The organism is Streptomyces sp. BHT-5-2, assembly GCF_019774615.1.
In the GTDB taxonomy this organism is placed as follows: domain Bacteria; phylum Actinomycetota; class Actinomycetes; order Streptomycetales; family Streptomycetaceae; genus Streptomyces.
The window spans coordinates 2,161,270-2,178,799 of record NZ_CP081497.1 but is presented as its reverse complement, the minus strand read 5'-3'; the positions used below and the strand labels follow the sequence as shown (position 1 = coordinate 2,178,799).

The 17,530-nt window shown below is 69.1% G+C and carries 16 protein-coding genes and 1 tRNA gene; 9 read left to right on the top strand and 8 right to left on the bottom strand.

The annotated features are described in order from the left end of the window. Positions 1-31: 31 nt before the first annotated feature. Positions 32-1,714, top strand: a complete 1,683-nt coding sequence (locus K2224_RS37350) for a recombinase family protein (RefSeq protein ID WP_221911537.1) — start codon at positions 32-34, stop codon at positions 1,712-1,714. On the opposite strand, the gene K2224_RS37345 is transcribed toward K2224_RS37350, so the two are convergent. Further along, a tRNA-Leu gene (locus tag K2224_RS37345) sits at positions 1,679-1,763 on the bottom strand. The two genes, K2224_RS37350 and K2224_RS37345, sit on opposite strands and share 36 nt — an antisense overlap. A gap of 642 nt (positions 1,764-2,405) precedes the next feature. Between K2224_RS37345 and K2224_RS37340 the strand changes: the two genes are divergently transcribed. The 5 genes from K2224_RS37340 (at position 2,406) to K2224_RS37320 (ending at position 9,531) form a co-directional block, all read left to right on the top strand. Continuing rightward, positions 2,406-4,049: a thiamine pyrophosphate-binding protein gene (locus tag K2224_RS37340; RefSeq protein ID WP_221912193.1), complete on the top strand. Its 1,644-nt coding sequence runs from the start codon at positions 2,406-2,408 to the stop codon at positions 4,047-4,049. Between the two features lie 19 nt (positions 4,050-4,068). After that, positions 4,069-5,298: a formyl-CoA transferase gene (gene frc / locus K2224_RS37335; RefSeq protein WP_221911536.1), complete on the top strand. Its 1,230-nt coding sequence runs from the start codon at positions 4,069-4,071 to the stop codon at positions 5,296-5,298. After that, entirely contained in the window at positions 5,298-7,460 is a 2,163-nt protein-coding gene (locus K2224_RS37330; protein ID WP_399021096.1) for an acetate--CoA ligase family protein, read from the top strand. Before frc ends, K2224_RS37330 begins: the two co-directional genes overlap by 1 nt. A 179-nt stretch (positions 7,461-7,639) precedes the next feature. Beyond that, a complete protein-coding gene (locus K2224_RS37325; protein ID WP_221911534.1) occupies positions 7,640-9,025 on the top strand; it encodes an OFA family MFS transporter in 1,386 nt (461 codons plus the stop codon). 221 nt (positions 9,026-9,246) lie between these two features. After that, positions 9,247-9,531 (top strand): hypothetical protein, encoded by a 285-nt coding sequence (locus K2224_RS37320; protein WP_221911533.1) that lies wholly within the window; start codon positions 9,247-9,249, stop codon positions 9,529-9,531. 213 nt (positions 9,532-9,744) lie between these two features. Here K2224_RS37320 and K2224_RS37315 read toward each other — a convergent pair whose 3' ends face one another. Both K2224_RS37315 and K2224_RS37310 read right to left on the bottom strand, forming a co-directional pair. Continuing rightward, complete coding sequence (locus K2224_RS37315; protein WP_221911532.1) at positions 9,745-10,074, bottom strand: hypothetical protein; 330 nt, start codon at positions 10,072-10,074, stop codon at positions 9,745-9,747. A 207-nt stretch (positions 10,075-10,281) separates the two neighbouring features. Continuing rightward, positions 10,282-10,881 carry a hypothetical protein gene (locus K2224_RS37310; RefSeq protein WP_221911531.1) on the bottom strand — a complete coding sequence of 200 codons (600 nt, stop codon included), beginning with the start codon at positions 10,879-10,881 and terminating at the stop codon, positions 10,282-10,284. Between the two features lie 318 nt (positions 10,882-11,199). Here K2224_RS37310 and K2224_RS37305 point away from each other — a divergent pair, with 318 nt between their 5' ends. The 3 genes from K2224_RS37305 (at position 11,200) to K2224_RS37295 (ending at position 14,172) form a co-directional block, all read left to right on the top strand. Next, complete coding sequence (locus K2224_RS37305) at positions 11,200-11,991, top strand: phytanoyl-CoA dioxygenase family protein (RefSeq protein WP_221911530.1); 792 nt, start codon at positions 11,200-11,202, stop codon at positions 11,989-11,991. Positions 11,992-12,164: 173 nt separating this feature from the next. Next, entirely contained in the window at positions 12,165-13,040 is an 876-nt protein-coding gene (locus tag K2224_RS37300) for an AraC family transcriptional regulator (protein ID WP_221911529.1), read from the top strand. Positions 13,041-13,398: 358 nt separating this feature from the next. Then, positions 13,399-14,172 carry a GntR family transcriptional regulator gene (locus K2224_RS37295; RefSeq protein WP_221911528.1) on the top strand — a complete coding sequence of 258 codons (774 nt, stop codon included), beginning with the start codon at positions 13,399-13,401 and terminating at the stop codon, positions 14,170-14,172. 110 nt (positions 14,173-14,282) lie between these two features. Here the strand turns inward: K2224_RS37295 and ligD are convergent, their stop codons facing one another. The 5 genes from ligD to K2224_RS37270 form a co-directional block, all read right to left on the bottom strand. Continuing rightward, positions 14,283-15,197 carry a non-homologous end-joining DNA ligase gene (gene ligD / locus K2224_RS37290; RefSeq protein ID WP_221911527.1) on the bottom strand — a complete coding sequence of 305 codons (915 nt, stop codon included), beginning with the start codon at positions 15,195-15,197 and terminating at the stop codon, positions 14,283-14,285. Continuing rightward, positions 15,194-15,730: a hypothetical protein gene (locus tag K2224_RS37285; RefSeq protein WP_221911526.1), complete on the bottom strand. Its 537-nt coding sequence runs from the start codon at positions 15,728-15,730 to the stop codon at positions 15,194-15,196. Before K2224_RS37285 ends, ligD begins: the two co-directional genes overlap by 4 nt. Then, the gene (locus K2224_RS37280) at positions 15,727-16,341 is read right to left on the bottom strand and encodes a DNA polymerase ligase N-terminal domain-containing protein (RefSeq protein WP_221911525.1); all 615 of its coding nucleotides are present in this window, start codon (positions 16,339-16,341) and stop codon (positions 15,727-15,729) included. Before K2224_RS37280 ends, K2224_RS37285 begins: the two co-directional genes overlap by 4 nt. Before the next feature lie 11 nt (positions 16,342-16,352). After that, a complete protein-coding gene (locus tag K2224_RS37275) occupies positions 16,353-16,598 on the bottom strand; it encodes a hypothetical protein (protein ID WP_221911524.1) in 246 nt (81 codons plus the stop codon). Between the two features lie 481 nt (positions 16,599-17,079). Next, entirely contained in the window at positions 17,080-17,445 is a 366-nt protein-coding gene (locus tag K2224_RS37270) for a chorismate mutase (protein WP_221911523.1), read from the bottom strand. Positions 17,446-17,530 lie beyond the last annotated feature (85 nt).

Genomic DNA, 17,530 nt, shown 5'->3' with positions numbered 1-17,530 from the left:
CCGCACACCAAGCCCAGAGAGCCAACGCCCTATGGTCCACTTCGCTTTCGCCGGACGCTGCTCCACCGAGGACCTCCAAGACCCCGAGACCTCCCGCAACTGGCAGCTCACCCGCGCCCGCGCTCTCATCGAACCCGCCGGCGGCGAGATCGTCACCGAGTACTTCGATGCCGGACACTCCCGCGCCCTGCCCTGGAAACGCCGCCCCCAAGCCGCCGCCCTCCTCAACGCCCTGCGCGACCCGAACCGGGGCTTCGACGCCGTGGTCATCGGCGAGCCCCAGCGCACCTTCTACGGCAACCAGTTCGGCAACACCTTCCCCCTCTTCGTCCACTTCGGCGTCCCCCTGTGGGTCCCCGAAGTCGGCGGGCCCATCGACCCGAACAACGAGGCACACGACCTGGTCATGTCCGTCTTCGGCGGCATGAGCAAGGGCGAACGCAACCGCATCAAGATCCGCGTGCGCACCGCCATGGCCTCCCAAGCCCAGATCGAAGGCCGCTACCTCGGCGGCCGACCCCCCTACGGCTATCGCATCGGCGACGCGGGTCCACACCCCAATCCGGCCAAGGCCGCCGACGGCAAACGCCTCCACCGCCTCGAACCCGACCCCGACACCGCGTGGGTCGTGGTGCGCATCTTCACCGAATACCTCCGCGGCAAGGGCTTCTACGCCATCGCCGAGAGCCTGACGTGTGACGGCATTCCCTGCCCCTCCGCCCACGACCGCGTCCGCAACCCGCACCGCCCCGGTCACGCCTGGTCCAAGGGCGCCGTCCGGGCCATCCTCGCCAACCCCCGCTACACCGGCCACGAAGTCTGGAACAAACAACGCAAGGACGAAGTCCTCCTCGACATCGACGACGTCACCCTCGGCCACCGCACCAAACTCACCTGGAACGCCCCCGAGCAATGGATCTGGTCCGCACAACCGGTCCATGAACCACTGATCTCCCAAGCCACCTTCACCCGCGCTCAAACCAAGCGCCAAGCCCGCCGCACACAGACCCACCTGGAGCGAAAGCCCCGCCCCACCGACCGTGCCTACGCCCTACGCGGTCTGATCCACTGCGCCCTGTGCCACCGCAAGATGCAAGGCACCTTCAACAACGGAAAACCGCACTACCGCTGCCGCTACACCGCCGAATACGCCAAAACCACCGCCCTGGACCACCCCCTGACCGTCTACGTACGCGAGGAACTCATCCTCCCCGCACTCGACAAGTGGATCGCCACGACCTTCGCCCCCGGACGACTGACCACCACGCTGCGCGCACTGCAACAACAGGCCACACAGTCCCCCGACACCACAGCCGCCGCGGCAGCGCGACGCACGATCACCGAATGCGACCGGCGCATCACCCAGTACCGGGCCGCACTCGACGCCGGAGCCGACCCCCTACTCGTCACCACGTGGATCAACCAAGCCCAGACCGAGAAAGCCTCAGCCCATCAAGATCTCCTCGCCACGACGACGGCCCACCCCGAGATCCTCACCACAGAGCACATCCACCACATGGTCTCCGTGCTCGGCGCGATGACCGACCGACTCCTCGCCGCCGCCCCCGAACGCAAACGCCCTCTATACGAGGGCTTCGGGCTTAAACTGGCCCTCGACATGCAGAAGAGGGTTGCGACCGTAGAGTCACAACCCTCTCAAACATGTACATACCAAGAGTGTCCGAGGGGGGACTTGAACCCCCACGCCCGATAAAGGGCACTAGCACCTCAAGCTAGCGCGTCTGCCATTCCGCCACCCGGACTCAGGTGATCTTCGCGGGGCGTTCCCCGCGGCGACATGGACAACAATACCAAGGTTTCGGAGCGCCTTTCACCTGCGTATCCACGCCAGGCGCAGGTGCCGCTTATGGGGCATTACGGGGTAAGTCGGGGACCGGTCGGCGCGGAGGGAGCGGTGAGCCGGAGATTCACCCGCCCTCGCCTACCCCCTCCCCGACCGTTGCAGCTCTCACCAGGGGTGAGGGCGGACACAGGCGCCCGGATGGCGTGATCGGCGTTGGCTGCCCGCGCTTCCCCTGGACAACGGGCGGGCAGTGAGGGATAACGGTTCATACAGTATTCGTCGACTGAAGACTGTATACAGTCTTCAGGGGAGGTCGTGGTTCGGCTGGCTGCTCAGGTCACCTGGCTCCTCGGGGACAGCGGCCAGTCGGCGCCCCGGGGCCTCCGCTCGCGGCACAGCGACAGCACCCCGAAGGGAAGCGATGCACATGCCCGGAGATAGGCGGGAGATCGAGAACGCCGGCGGAATTCAGGACGGCCGGGGAGGCGGAGGCGGCCGAGGAGGCGGAGACCGCCGTGACGCGCAGGACGCTCAAGCTGCCCGCGGCGTCCGGGAGGTCCAGAGGGCCGAGGGTGCTACCCGCCTCGTCTCCGGTGGGCACCTGGTTGCTCAGGCGCTCAAGGGCGAAGGGGTCGAGGTGGTCTACACGCTGTGTGGGGGGCACATCGTCGATATCTATGACGGGTGTGTGGATGAGGGGATCGCTGTGGTGGATGTGCGGCATGAGCAGGTGGCTGCGCATGCCGCGGATGGGTATGCGCGGCTGACGGGGCGGCCGGGGTGTGCGGTGGTGACCGCCGGGCCCGGGACGACTGATGCGGTCACCGGTGTCGCCAATGCCTTGCGGGCCGAGTCGCCGATGTTGTTGATCGGGGGCCAGGGGGCGCGCAGCCAGCACAAGATGGGGTCGTTGCAGGACCTGCCGCACGTCGAGTTGATGACGCCGATCACCAAGTTCGCGGCCACCGTGCCGGACACCGCGCGGGTCGCGGACATGGTCTCGATGGCGTTCCGGGAGTGCTTCCACGGTGCGCCGGGGCCGTCGTTCCTGGAGATTCCGCGCGATGTGCTGGACACCAGGGTGCCGGCCGACACGGCGCGGGTCCCGCGGGCCGGGCACTACCGGGCCTCGACCCGTTCCGCCGGCGATCCCGAGGACGTGCAGCGGCTGGCCGATCTACTGGTCCGGGCCGAGAGGCCGGCGGTCCTGCTGGGCAGCCAGGTCTGGACGACGCGCGGGACGGCGGCCGCGGTGGAACTGGTGCGCGCGCTGAACATCCCGGCGTACATGAACGGGGCCGGGCGCGGGACACTGCCGCCCGGCGATCCGCACCACTTCCAGCTGTCACGGCGGTATGCGTTCGCCAACGCCGACGTCATCGTGATCGTGGGGACACCGTTCGACTTCCGGATGGGGTACGGCAAGCGGTTGTCGGCCGAGGCGACGGTGGTCCAGATCGATCTGGACTACCGGACGGTGGGCCGGAACCGGGATGTCGATCTGGGGATCGTGGGGGATGCCGGCCTGGTGCTCAAGGCGGTCGCGGAGGCCGCGTCCGGGCGGATCGACGGCGGCGCGGCCCGGCGCAAGGAGTGGCTGGACGAGCTGCGGGCGGTGGAGCAGGCCGCGTTGGACAAGCGGTTGCCGCAGTTGCGGTCGGATGCCTCGCCGATCCATCCGTATCGGCTGGTGAGCGAGATCAATGACTTTCTGACGGAAGACTCGATCTTTGTGGGGGACGGTGGGGACGTCGTCACCTTCTCCGGTCAGGTGGTGCAGCCCCGGTCGCCCGGCCACTGGATGGATCCCGGGCCGCTCGGCACGCTCGGCGTCGGGATCCCCTTCGTGCTCGCCGCCAAGCAGGCCCGGCCGGACAAGGAGGTGGTCGCGCTCTTCGGGGACGGTGCGTTCAGCCTGACGGGATGGGACTTCGAGACGCTGGTCCGCTACGACCTGCCGTTCGTCGGCATCGTCGGCAACAACTCCTCCATGAACCAGATCCGTTACGGCCAACGGGCCAAGTACGGCGCGGAGCGGGAACGGGTCGGCAACACCCTCGGGGACGTGCCCTACGACAAGTTCGCGCAGATCCTGGGCGGCTACGGCGAGGAGGTGCGGGATCCGGCGGACATCGGGCCCGCGCTGCGGCGGGCGCGGGAGTCCGGGAAGCCCTCGCTGATCAATGTGTGGATCGATCCGGACGCCTACGCCCCCGGAACGATGAACCAGACCATGTACAAGTAGGGAGCGGGAGGAATCCGTCGTGTCGAAGGCGCTTGAAGGTATTCGCGTGCTGGATATGACGCATGTTCAGTCCGGGCCCTCCGCAACGCAGTTGCTTGCCTGGCTGGGTGCCGATGTGGTCAAGGTGGAGGCGGTGACGGGCGACATCACACGCCGTCAGCTACGGGACGTCCCGGACGCCGACTCGCTCTACTTCACGATGCTCAACTGCAACAAGCGCAGTGTCACTCTCAACACGAAGACGCCGCGGGGGGAGGAGTTGTTGGCGCGGCTCATCGCCCGTAGCGATGTGTTGGTGGAGAACTTCGGGCCGGGTGCGGTCGATCGGATGGGGTTCACCTGGGAGCGGATCCAGGAGATCAACCCGCGGATCGTCTACGCCAGTATCAAGGGCTTCGGGGAGGGCCCGTACACCGCTTTCAAGGCGTACGAGGTGGTGGCGCAGGCGATGGGCGGCGCGATGGCCACCACCGGGTTCGAGGACGGGCCGCCGCTGGCGACCGGTGCGCAGATCGGCGACTCGGGCACCGGTGTGCACTGCGTCGCGGGCATCCTCGCCGCGCTCTTCCAGCGCACCCGGACCGGCCGCGGCCAGCGGGTCAACGTCGCCATGCAGCACGCGGTGCTCAACCTCTGCCGGGTCAAGCTGCGGGACCAACAGCGCCTGGCACACGGCCCGTTGGCCGAGTATCCGAACGAGGACTTCGGCGACGAGGTGCCGCGCAGCGGCAACGCCAGCGGCGGCGGGCAGCCGGGGTGGGCGGTGCGGTGTGCGCCCGGCGGGCCCAACGACTACGTCTATGTGATCGTGCAGCCGGTCGGCTGGCGGCCGCTCACCGAGCTGATCGGGCGGCCGGAACTGGCCGTGGACCCGGACTGGGCGACGCCTGAGGCCCGGCTGCCCAAGCTGTCGAAGATGTTCCGGTTCATCGAGGAGTGGAGCAGCACGCTGCCCAAGTGGGAGGTGCTGGCGCGGCTGACCGCGCACGACATCCCGTGCGGGCCGATCCTGTCGACCAAGGAGATCATCGAGGACCCGTCGCTGGCCGCCGACGGGATGGTCGTCGAGGTCGAGCATCCGCAACGCGGCACCTTCACCACGGTCGGCTCACCGCTGAAGCTCTCCGACTCCCCCGTCGAGGTCCGCCGCTCACCGCTGCTGGGCGAGCACAACGCCGAGGTGTACGGCGCGGAGATGGGACTGGACGAGGAAGAGCTGCGGGTGTTGCAGGCGGAGGGGGTGATCTGATGGCCGGCGAGACAGTCAGGGTGACTGAAAGTCAGAAACTCGTGATCCGCCGCGTGTTGGCGGAGGCCCGTAGGCAGGGACGGGAGGTGCTCACCGCTCCCGAGGGGCGGGTGATCGCGGAGGCGTACGGGATTCCGGTGCCGGCCGAGGGGGTTGCGGAGCAAGCCGAGGACGCCGTGGCGCTCGCCGACCGGATCGGCTTCCCGGTGGTGCTCAAGATCGTCTCGCCGGACATTCCGCACAAGACCGAGGCGGGCGGAGTGCGGACCGGTCTCGACTCGGCGGCCGAGGTGCGCGAGGCGTTCACCGCGATCGTGGCGAACGCGCGGGCGTATGCGCCCCAGGCCCGGATCGCCGGGGTGCAGGTGCAGCAGATGGTGCCGGAGGGGCAGGAGGTGATCGTCGGGGCGGTCACCGATCCCACGTTCGGGAAGGTCGTGGCGTTCGGGCTGGGCGGAGTCCTGGTCGAGGTGCTCAAGGACGTCACCTTCCGGCTCGCGCCGGCCTCGGCGGAGGACGCCGCGTCGATGCTCGACGGCATCCGGGCTGCGGAGGTGCTGCGCGGGGTGCGCGGCGGGCCGCCGGTGGACCGCGCGGCACTGGTCGATCTCATCGTTCGGACCTCACAACTCGCCGCGGATTTCCCGGAGTTGGCGGAGGTGGACCTCAATCCGGTGATCGCGTCGGCGGACGGGGCGGTCGCCGCGGACGTGCGGATGCTGTTGAGCGCGGGGCCGCCGACGGAGCGTCCGCGACACAGCCGGGAGGAGATCCTGGCGGCGATGCGGCGGCTGATGCGGCCCCGTTCGGTGGCGGTCATCGGGGCGTCCGGCACACCGGGCAAGATCGGCCACTCGGTGCTGCGCAACCTGCTCGACGGCGGGTTCCCCGGTGAGATCCATCCGGTGCACCCCACCGCGGACGACATCCTGGGCCGCAAGGCGTACCGGTCGGTGCTGGAGGTGCCGGGCGAGGTGGACGTGGCGGTGTTCGCCATCCCCGCGCCGCTGGTGCCGGCCGCGCTGGAGGAGGCCGGCCGCAAGGGCGTCCCGAACGCCGTGCTGATCCCGTCCGGCTTCGCCGAGACCGGTGAACACGCCCTGCAGGAGCGGATCGTGGCGATCGGCGCGCAGTGGGGCATCCGGCTGCTAGGGCCGAACATCTACGGCTACTACTCCACCTGGCAGGACCTGTGCGCCACGTTCTGCACCCCGTACGACGTCAAGGGCGGGGTGGCGCTGACCTCGCAGTCCGGCGGTATCGGGATGGCGATCCTGGGCTTCGCCCGGACGACCCGGACGGGCGTCTCGGCGATCGTCGGGCTCGGCAACAAGGCGGACGTGGACGAGGACGACCTGCTCACGTACTTCGGCGAGGATCCGCACACCGACTGCATCGCGATGCACCTGGAGGACCTCAAGGACGGCCGGGCGTTCGTGGCGGCGGCCCGGGAGACGGTGCAGAGGAAGCCCGTGGTGGTGCTGAAGGCCGGCCGGACCGGTGCGGGGGCGCGGGCCGCCGGCTCGCACACCGGTGCGCTGGCGGGCGATGACGCGGTCTACGACGACATCCTGCGGCAGGCGGGGGTGATCCGGGCGCCGGGCCTCGCCGACCTGCTGGAGTACGCCCGGGCGCTGCCGGTACTGCCGGTCCCCCGGGGCGACAACGTCGTGGTCATCACCGGTGCGGGCGGCTCCGGGGTGCTGCTGTCGGACGCGCTGGTCGACAACGGGCTGCGCCTGATGGACATCCCGGCCGATCTCGACGCCGCGTTCCGCCGCCTGATCCCGCCGTTCGGCTCCGCGGGCAATCCGATCGACATCACCGGCGGCGAGCCGCCCGCCACCTACGAGGCGGCGCTCCGGCTGGGCCTGTCGGACCCGCGGATCCATGCGCTGGTGCTGGGCTACTGGCACACCCTCGTCACCCCGCCGGCGGTCTTCGCGGAGCTGACCGGGCGGGTGGTCGAGGAGTTCCGGGCGCAGGGGATCGAGAAGCCGGTGGTGGCGTCGCTGGCCGGCGACACCGAGGTCGAGGAGGCGGCCGCGCGGCTCTTCGAGCGCGGGGTGGTCGCGTACCCGTACACGACCGAGCGGCCGGTGGCGGTGCTCGGCGCGAAGTACCGCTGGGCGCGGGCCGCGGGGCTGCTGCTCGGCTCCTGAACCCGCCCTACCGGCAGGAAGCTCTCTGGGGAGGCCGTTCTCCGGGCAGGCAGTTCTCCGGGTGCACGACGGGGGTGGGCGGCGGGCGCGCCGCGCCGACCGGACTCTGCCGACTGGTTTCTGCCGACCGAGTTCTGCCGGTCGAGTTCTTTCCATTCCGAGGATTTCAAGGTGAGGGTATGGACCGCAGCGGGCGGGACGGCGCGGAAACGACGGCAACGACATTTCAGGAAATCGTCGACGGAGAGGGGCGGGTGTACCGGGTCGGCGAAAGCGACCGGGAACTGCTCGGTGACCGCTCGCGAAAACTGATGGTGTATCTGCCGTGGGTCGCGATGATGGCCATCAGCGTCTCCGAATACGCCTATGGATCGGCCGAGGGCACGCTGTCGCACGCCCACGGCTGGACGCAGGGCGACACCTTCTGGATTCTCAGCGTCTGGGTGTTCTGCCAGGCCGGAATCGCCTTTCCGGCAGGCTGGTTACGGGAACGCGGCCTGCTGACCGCGCGGCGGGCGATGTTCGTCGGGGCGGTGCTGACCCTGCTGGGTTTCGTCGCCCTGGGGCACTTCCACCATGTCCTGGCGGCGATCTTCGGCTTTGGGTTCGTCGGCGGGATCGGCTCCGGACTCGTCTATGCCACCTGCATCAACATGGTGGGCAAATGGTTCCCGGAACGGCGTGGCGCGAAGACCGGGTTCGTCAACGGCGGATTCGCCTACGGCGCACTGCCGTTCATCTTCGTCTTCAACTACGCCTTCGACAGCAGTGATTTCAAGGAGATCCTGGACGGCATCGGGGTGTACGTACTGATCGTGGTGACGGCCTGCGCCTGGTTCTTCAAGGATCCACCGAAGAACTGGTGGCCCGCGGAGGTCGATCCGCCGCATACCGGCGGGCGACCGCACTCCGGCGGGAAGAGCGGGAAAAGCGCTGTGTTGCTGGCGCGGAATCCGCCGGCCGTACGGCAGTTCACGCCCGGTGAGGCGGTCCGCAGCGGCATGCTCCCGCTGATGTGGGTGAGCGTGGTACTGACCGCCGGCGTCTCGATCTTCGGGATCTCGTTCCAGGTGGACTTCGCCAAGGACGTGGGGTTCGGCCCGCTGGTGGCGGCATCGTCGATGGGGGTGATGTCGGTCGTCAACGGCGTCGGACGGGCCGTGGTCGGCTGGCTGTCGGACCTGTGGGGCCGGAAGAACACCCTGGTCTTCGTGATCGTGGTGCTGGGGCTGGCGCAGTTCGGGGTGCTCTGGGCCGGGGACCTGCGCAGCCAGTGGCTGTTCCTGTTCTTCGCCTTTCTCTCCGGTTTCGGCGGCGGTGCCTTCTATCCGCTCTTCGCGGCCCTCACGCCCGACTACTTCGGCGAGAACTACAACGCCACCAACTACGGCCTGGTCTACAGCGGCAAGCTCGTCAGCGGCCTGTTCGGCGGCGGGCTGGGCTCGGCGGTGGTCGGCGCCTGGGGCTACAACGGCGCATATCTGCTGGCCGGAGGCGTGTCCCTGGTGGCGGCGGCGTTCACCTTGCTGCTGCACCAGCCGGGCCGGAGGCGCTTACGGACGTGACACCCGGCCCCCGCCCCATCAGCCGGGAAATGTCCTGACTGTTTCGACACGTTCGGGTGCATTCCGCACCAGCGGGGACCGGTGCCGTGTCCTGCGGGCGACGGGGCCGTTTGGGTGTGTGCCGACGAAGACGTGCCGCGGGCGGAAGAGCGCTCGCGGGACGTCCGTCGAGCCGGCGGTAGACGCCGCTTGTTCTCCGAAGCAGAAAGGGACTGTCCACCATGACGTATTCCAAGGCCGCTGCGGTTGTTGCCGGCGCGGTAATGGCCCTGGGCGTCGCCGCCCCCGCGTTCGCCGACGGCCACCGGGGGGTCGCGGCAGACGCGAAGAACCTGATCGACAGCAGTCCGATCGCCAAGAACGTCGTCAAGAAGCCCCCGGTCAACGTGGGTGCGGTCGTCAACGCCGTCGCCAAGACCGCGGACAAGCTCAAGTCGCCGCAGGGCGCCACCAAGTCCGCGTTCGGCAAGTCCTCGCTCGGCAAGCACGCCCACTCGCACCACTGACGACGCCCCGCCGTCCGGCCACCGCTCGGGCCACCGCGCGCCGGCCCGAGCACGGCATAGGAGACGCCCCGTCCCTGCTGCGGCAGGGGCGGGGCGCCTTTCCGGCGGGAGTTGGTGGTCGAACACCCGGCCCTCTCCGATGCCTACCGGACGTAGGGGATTTCGGAATACCCGGACAACCCTGCACTCCCGCCCCTTCACCCGCAGACCTGCTCACGCCGGTTTCAGGACACTCTGCGAGATCGAGAACACCACGTACTCCGCGGGGCGGGTCGGAGCGATGGCAATGTCGCACGTCACGATGCCCTCAGCCACGGCAGCCGGCGGGTTGTTCTTCTCGTCGCACTGCACGGAGAACGCCTCCTCGGGAATGCTGCCCTTCAGCACCCCCTGCTCCCACTTGCCACGTAGAAACCCGCCCACGCTCTCTTTATGGGCCGCCAGCGTCTCCGGTGTCACCTCGGAGCCTTCAAAGGGGACCGACTCCTCGATCCCCTCCTTCAGCCCCTCCACCAGGACTTCATCCACTGCCGGGATATCCATGCCTTGCCTCCTACGTCTCGACACCACTTGACCGGAGCGATATCTCCCCACCGGGCGAGACGAGCGAACGAGGACCACTCGACCGTGCGACCCCAGGTCTCGGCCTTGACGCCGTGCCCCTCGCCAAGACATCCCACGCACGGGAGACCGGTTGGAGCCCAAAGAACTGGACCAGCAGGAACCGCCTCGCCGGCCCCGGCGCGGCCACTACTCGACGATGTCCTGGATGGTAATGACCCCCCGTGCGAGCAGCACCCGTCGGATGCGCTCGGCGATGTTGAGGCCCAGACGGTCATCGAGGGTTTTGTACGTTTCGAGCAGGTAGAGCCCCTCCTCTCGGGTTGCCACCAGAGACTCGGCGCCCGGAAACGTAACGGCCCGGAACTCCTCCTTCAAAGTGGAGTACTTCTTCCACAGATACGGGGCAATATCCGGGTTCTGTAGGAGGTACTCGTTGATCTGGACACGGTAGAAACGCTGCAGACGGCGCGGCGTCAGCTCACCGGGATCGATCTTCGACTGGAGGCTCAGGTCGTCGCGCACGTCGAACTCCTTGTAGATCTCCTTGACGTTGATCTTCTCGCCGTTCATCACGAACTCGCCGAAGACTTTGTTGCCGGAGCCGACGACCGCGGTCTGGATGGCGCAGAAGAGAAGGATCTTCATGCCGCTCTTGGCCGTGATGGTCTTGAGGATCTCCCCGTCCGAGTAGCTGTCCGTCGACACCGGCTGGAAGCCCTGGAAGTCGCTGATGGCGACCAGATCCTTCAGCTGCTGGTTGTTCAGGTACTGCTGTTCCATGCTCATGGCCGGGTGACTCCCTGTCCTCGTTCCTCGGTGCGCACGCTTCGGCCCGTCGGCAGGCCAATTCCTCGCGGCCTACCCGAGGGCCGACCAGATAGGCCGAGCCGCGGGTGGATTCAGCCGGTAGGGGGACGGTGGCTTGACTCGCCGGCGGCTCGGACTGGACGGCGGGACCTCGGTCGGCACCCCGGCCTGGCACGTCCGCACGAGTGCGACGCACCATCCGATGGTTCGCCGAGCGACTGGGCTCGGTGGACACCCGACAAAAGCGGTGCGGAACAGGTCGGGTGATCGGGGCCGGTGCCGCTGCACGATGACGGCATGGATGACACGACCTTGGTATCCCGTTTCCTCCGCGACGGCTTCGTGAAATTGGAGGGCGCCGTGGCACCGCGCGTGGCCGCGGACTGCGCGCGGCTGCTGTGGCGGGAAACGGGCTGCGACCCGGACGATCCGGCGACGTGGACGCAGCCGGTGCACTGGGTGGGCGGCATGGCACAGGGACCGTTCGCCGCCGCCCCCAACTCCCCCGTCCTGCACCACGCGTACGACCTGCTCGTCGGCGCGGGACGCTGGGAGCCGCGCTACTCGCTGGGCTCGTTCCCGCTGCGCTTCCCGCACGACGAGGAGCCGGACGACGCGGGCTGGCACATCGAGGGGAGCTATCTGCCGGAGGGCGAGAGCTGGTACTTCACGAATCTGCGCTCCCGCGGCCGGGCGTTGCTGATGCTGTTCCTGTTCAGCGAGGTCGGTGCGGAGGACGCCCCGACCCGGATCCGGGTCGGCTCACACCTCGACGTGCCGAAGGTGCTGGAGAAATACGGGGAGGACGGGGCGAGCGGGCTGGACCTTGCGCCCGATCTGGTGGCGGCGTCCGACCACCGGTCACTCGCCCTCGCCACCGGGTCGCCGGGCGACGTCTTCCTGTGCCACCCGTTCCTGGTGCACGCGGCGCAACCGCACCATGGGGCGCGGCCGCGCTTCATGGCCCAACCGCCGCTGATGCCGGCCGCGCCGTACGAACTGGAGCGGGCCGACGGCGCGTACTCACCCGTGGAGATCGCGATCCGCCAGGGCCGGGGGCAGGACACCCCCGTCACCAGCCTGCGCTGAGGCGCTGAGCGGCACTCGTCACTGGGCGAGATCGTGTGGGCCTGGCCCGGTGGGACTGCCCAATGAGACTGCCCGGTGGGGCTGCGGCACCCGACCGGAGCGGGCACAGGATGTCGGGTGCGGCAGGATTGCTCCTTCCTGACGTTGGTGATCGAGAGGGAAGGAGGCCGGGGTTGCTGGACCGGCTGAACCAGGCCATGGAGCACATCGAGGATCATCTCGACCAGCACATCGAGGTGTCCGCCCTGGCCCGGATCACGATCACGTCGGAGTACCACTTCCGGCGGCTGTTCTCGTCACTGGCGGGGATGTCGCTGTCGGAGTACATCCGACGCCGGCGGCTCACCGTGGCGGGGGCCGAAGTACTGGCCGGGGAACCGACCCTGCTGGAGATCGCGATCCGGTACGGCTACACCTCGGGGGAGGCATTCGCCCGGGCGTTCCGCGCCCTGCACGGTGTCGGTCCCGGCGAGGCCAGGCGTACCGGCGCGGCTCTCAACTCGCAGCCCCGGCTGTCCTTCCGCCTCACCGTCGAAGGGAACAGCACCATGCGCTACCGCATCGTGGAGAAGGAAGCGTTCCGGGTCGTCGGCAAGAAGGCCCGCGTCCCGCTGATCTACCAGGGCGTCAACCCGCACATCGCCGAGCACGTCCGGAGCATCTCGCCGGAGACGGTGCTGCGGATCGTCGACCTCTCGGACCAGGACCCGGAGGGCGTGGTGGCGGCGACCGTGCGCGTGTCGACGGACGGCTTCGAGGAGGGCAGCGAACTCGACTACTACCACGCCGTGGTGACCACTGTCGCCGCGTTGCCCGAGGACCTCGACGTGTTGGACTGCCCGGCGGGCACCTGGGCCGTGTTCGAGAACACCGGACCGTTCCCGCAGGCGCTGCAGCAGATGTGGGGTGACGTGGCCGCCCAGTGGATCCCGTCCAACCCGTACGAGTACCGTCCGGGCCCGGAGATCCTGCGCACCCGCCCGTCGCAGGACGACCCGGCGCAGTCCGACGCGCAGCTGTGGATCCCGGTGACCCGCACCAGGGTCTGATCCGGGTGGCCGAGGGTCGTCACGTCAGGTGGCGTCGTGGTGGGCGTGGTCCCGCCACTGGGCGTCGCCGTGCGGAAGTGGCGGCGTGCGGCTGCACGATGGGCTCGGGCCGGGGCGGTGACGCCGTAGAGGTGGCGTGCGGTGAGGGTGAGCAGCGAGGGGGTTCGTCGGGTCGGCCAGAGGCTGGTTGGCCGGGATAGTGTTCGCGGGCATGCGGGTTCCTCCCCGTGGCAGGGCAGGGGTCGCACGGGCCTGAACTGGCATGAGTTCTGGGCAACTTGCACGGCGAGGACACCACCCCGTACAGATGGGTCTTACCTAGGATAGGAGGTGAGGAGTGGCCCGAGAGGAGTCAGAGATGTCCGGCTACCGGGAGGTTGCGGCCCGTATCCGCGCCGACGTGGAGGCCGGCATCTGGCCGACCGGCCGACCGATCCCCGGCATCGACAAGCTCAAGGATCGCTACGAAGTGGCCCGCCAGACGGCCAATCGCGCGGTCCAGCACCTGGTCTCGGAGGGACTGCTCTACAGCGAGGGGCGCCGCGGCACGTTCATCCGGCCGCCGGCCCCGACGCCGACAGCGGCTCGGGATCAGCACGTCTACCGGGACGAGCTGGGTTACTTCTTCGACCAGAACGCGCAGGACTGGCGCGGCATCGGCACACCGACCCAGGAAGTGGGCGTACCGCCGGCCGACGTCGCGGAACTGCTCGGCGTCGCCAAGGGTGAGCACGTCATGATCCGGGACCGGGCCGTGGGCCCGCCGGAAGCCTCGCACCCCCTCCAACTGGCCACGTCCTACCTGCCGATGACCCTCGTCGGCCAACTGCCGGTCCTCGGTGCGGCCAAGACCGGGCCCGGGGGCATCTACGACCGGATTGAAGAGCACTTCGGCGCGGCGATCTCCTGGGAGGAGACGGTAGGGGCTCGCCCCGCGAACGACCGCGAGCAGCGGCAGATGCGGATCGGAGCCGGGTTGCCGGTTCTGGTGGTCACACGCGTGTCCCGCGTGGGCGATCAGGCCGTGGAGGTGAACCGCACACGGATGTCTGCCGATCGGTTCGAGGTCGCGTACCGGGTCACGCGGGACGAGACCGCGCGCTGGCCGCGCGAGGCCGAGCGCAGCGAGTAGACGCGGCTTCGCCGGGCCGGATGAGCGGTATTTCGGCCCGGCCCCGGTCGGCGGTCGGGATAGCGCGTGCTGTCGGTCGCCGAAACGGTGCAGCCCCGGGGGCAGGCGCGTCACGCGTCGTCGCCCAGACGTGCCAGGCGTCGGCGGGCGGGAGCCAGGGACCGGCCGCGCCGCAGGCTGTCGTGCCATGGGGTGTCGTCCAGGCGGTTTCCGATGGTCGTGAGGGTCCACCGCCTTGCGGTGAGGTCGGGTTCGTCCAGCTCCGACCAGGCCAGTGGCGTGGCGATGGGGGCGCCCGGCAGTGCGCGCACCGCATAGGGTGCGACGGCGGTCTGGGCGTAGGCGTTGCGCTGTACGTCGAGATAGAGCCGGCCGCGCCTGGCGTCCTTCCTGGGCTCTGTGGTGAGGCGGTCGGGGTGCCGGGCGGCGAGCAGCTCGGCGGCTTCGCGGGCGAAGGCGCGGACGTCGTCGAAGGGCGCGCGACGGTCCAGCGGGACCAGGACGTGCAGTCCCCGGGAGCCGGTGGTCATCAGGGCGCTGGGCAGGCGCAGTTCGTCCAACAGGTCGTGGAGCAGACCGGCGGCCTGCCGTACGGGCGCGAAGTCGTTGCCGGGTGGGTCGAGGTCGAAGACCAGCCGGTCGGGGCAGTCGGGGCGGTCGGCCTTGGCCAGCCAGCGGTGCGGTGTGATGGATGCCTGGTCGGCGAGGTAGAGAAGGGTGGCGGTGTCGTCGCAGAGCGCGTGGGTGACGCTGCCGTTCTCCTTGGGCAGTTCGGCGGTGTGCACCCAGTCAGGGAAGTAGTCCGGCACGTCCTTCTGCAGGAAGCCCTCGTCGCCGATGCCGTCGGGATGCCGCTCCAGCATCAACGGGCGCCCGCGCAGGTGCGGCAGCATCGCCCGGGCGGCACTGCGGTAGTACTCGGCCAGATCGGCCTTGGTGAGGCCGTCGTCAGGGAAGAGCACCTTGTCCGGGCGGTTGATCTCCACGGTGCGGCGTCCGGCCCGCAGCTTCAGCGCGGCGCTCATGGTGCCCCTCCGGCCGGCTCTTCGCGGACCACGTCGACAGCGCGCTTGTCGTCGCGCAGGCCAAGGAAGCGCGGGTGACGCAACCGGCCGGCCCGAGTCCACTCGGTGAAGGTGATCTGGCCGACCAGCAGGGCCCCGAACCCCACGCGGCTGCCGGCCGGTTCGGTGAAGCGACCGATGACGAACTCCTGCCCCGCACTGCACTTGAGCCTCAGCCAGCCGGCGGAACGCAAGTGGACACAGGTGCCCTCGGTGCGTTTGGCTCCGCAGTCCTGCGCGGTCAGCGTGTCGACGAGCTCCGGACTAGTGGCGTTGAGGGACTTACCGCTCCGGGAGGACAACCGCACCTCGCCCCCGTCGCGTATGGCCGGGGCCCGCACGCCGTCCAGCCTCCGCTCGAAGAGCCAACCGTCACCGAAGGCGCGGCGGTCGCCCAGTACGGCCGGCATCGGCGGCCCGGCCGACCGGTCGCGTGGCGCGCGGCGGAGCGGCTGTCGTTGCTGCCTCGGCAGGCGGTCGAGGAACCCGGTCATCGGCTGCCGCCGCGGGCCGCGAGCTGCTTGAGCGTGTGTCCGCTGCGCACCGACCGCGCACGGTGGGGGTCGGGCGTGCCGTGGGGGGAGGCTCGCTGGTCGTCGTGCTTGACCAGCAGCCACGCCTCGCGGCCTTCGTCCTGGCTCTTGCGGATCCTGGTGAGCGCGTAGCCACCGTGCAGCTTGGAGCCGTCGAGCCGGAACGACACATGGCCCTTCTCCAGAGCGTCGGCGAGGCCGACCTCCTTGCCGTGACGGTCGGTGGTGATGTTTCGATAAGTGCCTTCGTCCCAGATGATGACGGTGCCGGCGCCGTACTCGCCCTCGGCGATGACGCCTTCGAAGTCCCGGTAGTCCAGCGGATGGTCCTCCGTCGGCACGGCGAGACGTTTGTCGTGGGGGTCGTCCGACGGCCCTTTGGGAACGGACCACGACTTCAGCACCCCGTCCGCCTCCAGGCGGAAATCGAAGTGGAGGGTGCTCGCATCGTGGATCTGCACCACAAAGCACGGGCCGTGACGAGCGGTTTCGGAGCGGTCGCCCTTCGGTTCCCCGGTCTTCGTGAAGTCGCGTTTACGGCGGTAGTCCGTCAGTGCCTCGTTCGACGCCATGGTCACCCTCCTCAGTGGACCGACAGCCGCCGCCGCCGACGGACCCTCGCGGAACCGGACGCGATCAACGCACAGCCGAAGCCCATGATCAAGGTCAGGGCGATTCCCGCAAGGAAGATCGCGAGGCTGTTCAAGGTGACGATGTGGTTGCCGAGGACCGTCACACCGTAATCGGGACCACCGGAGAGGTTGGCGGCGATGAGCAGACCGACGAAGGCCCCGGTCACTGCAAGGAGAAGAAGCCCCAGAACCAACATGCCGTCCGCCCTTCTACGACGTCACACGTTCCACTGTGGCACCGGACCGGTCCGCAGTCCCGGTCGAGCCGGACACCGAGACGAACAGGGCACAACCGGCCGGCCGTCCCGACCCGCGCATGCCGTGAGATCTCGCTTCGGCTCTCGTCGGTAACCGGTCGGCTACGCAAGGGGCTGACCATGCCGTGCTGGTTGTGTGCGGTGGCCGCCGATATGTGGTCGATGGGAGATGCGACGTCTCATGAGCGAGAAAACGCGAGCATCCTCTGTAGCGGCCTGAGCGGCGGGCGGTGGAGCGGGGCGAGTCCGAGACCGCTTCGGCGACGTTCCCATCGGCCTGGCCGAACGTGTTGCCGATCTGGCCCTTCCGCAGGTTGCAGTTCGTCGCAGCCATGCCGTCCTCGCCCGCACGGCCTCGCCCTGGCCCTTCCTCGGCGGTCGCCCCGGCCCCCGAATGATCAGCTGCCGGCCAACGAGTGGGCTACTCGGCCTTGGCCTCGCCGTTCGTCCCCGCCCGGTCGGCGATGGCTCGGTGGTGGCGGACGACTTCGCCGATGATGAAGTTGAGGAACTTCTCCGCGAACGCCGGGTCCAGGCGGGCGTCTTCGGCCAGGCGGCGCAGGCGGGCGATCTGGGCGGCCTCGCGGGCCGGGTCGGCGGGCGGCAGGCTGTGCCGGGCCTTGAGTTCGCCGACCTGCTGGGTGCACTTGAACCGCTCGGCGAGCAGGTGCACCAGTGCGGCATCGAGGTTGTCGATGCTGCTGCGCAGGTGGAGCAGCCGTTCGCGGGCCGCCTCGTCGGCGACGGAGGCCGCGTCGCCGGCCGCCGGTGCTGTCCCTTCGCTCATGTACGTCTCGCCGTTCTGGTCGGGTTCAAGATGGTTCGTCCGTGATCAGGTGGTGCGTGATCGCCTGCACCCTACCCGGCGGCGG

Coding starts and splice junctions, on each gene's coding strand:
- K2224_RS37350 (WP_221911537.1), top strand. CDS start 32: ATGGTCCACTTCGCTTTCGCCGGACGCTGCTCCACCGAGGACCTCCAA.
- K2224_RS37330 (WP_399021096.1), top strand. CDS start 5,298: ATGGCCGGCGAGACAGTCAGGGTGACTGAAAGTCAGAAACTCGTGATC.
- K2224_RS37325 (WP_221911534.1), top strand. CDS start 7,640: ATGGACCGCAGCGGGCGGGACGGCGCGGAAACGACGGCAACGACATTT.
- K2224_RS37320 (WP_221911533.1), top strand. CDS start 9,247: ATGACGTATTCCAAGGCCGCTGCGGTTGTTGCCGGCGCGGTAATGGCC.
- K2224_RS37315 (WP_221911532.1), bottom strand. CDS start 10,074: ATGGATATCCCGGCAGTGGATGAAGTCCTGGTGGAGGGGCTGAAGGAG.
- K2224_RS37310 (WP_221911531.1), bottom strand. CDS start 10,881: ATGAGCATGGAACAGCAGTACCTGAACAACCAGCAGCTGAAGGATCTG.
- K2224_RS37305 (WP_221911530.1), top strand. CDS start 11,200: ATGGATGACACGACCTTGGTATCCCGTTTCCTCCGCGACGGCTTCGTG.
- K2224_RS37295 (WP_221911528.1), top strand. CDS start 13,399: ATGTCCGGCTACCGGGAGGTTGCGGCCCGTATCCGCGCCGACGTGGAG.
- ligD (WP_221911527.1), bottom strand. CDS start 15,197: ATGAGCGCCGCGCTGAAGCTGCGGGCCGGACGCCGCACCGTGGAGATC.
- K2224_RS37285 (WP_221911526.1), bottom strand. CDS start 15,730: ATGACCGGGTTCCTCGACCGCCTGCCGAGGCAGCAACGACAGCCGCTC.
- K2224_RS37280 (WP_221911525.1), bottom strand. CDS start 16,341: ATGGCGTCGAACGAGGCACTGACGGACTACCGCCGTAAACGCGACTTC.
- K2224_RS37275 (WP_221911524.1), bottom strand. CDS start 16,598: ATGTTGGTTCTGGGGCTTCTTCTCCTTGCAGTGACCGGGGCCTTCGTC.
- K2224_RS37270 (WP_221911523.1), bottom strand. CDS start 17,445: ATGAGCGAAGGGACAGCACCGGCGGCCGGCGACGCGGCCTCCGTCGCC.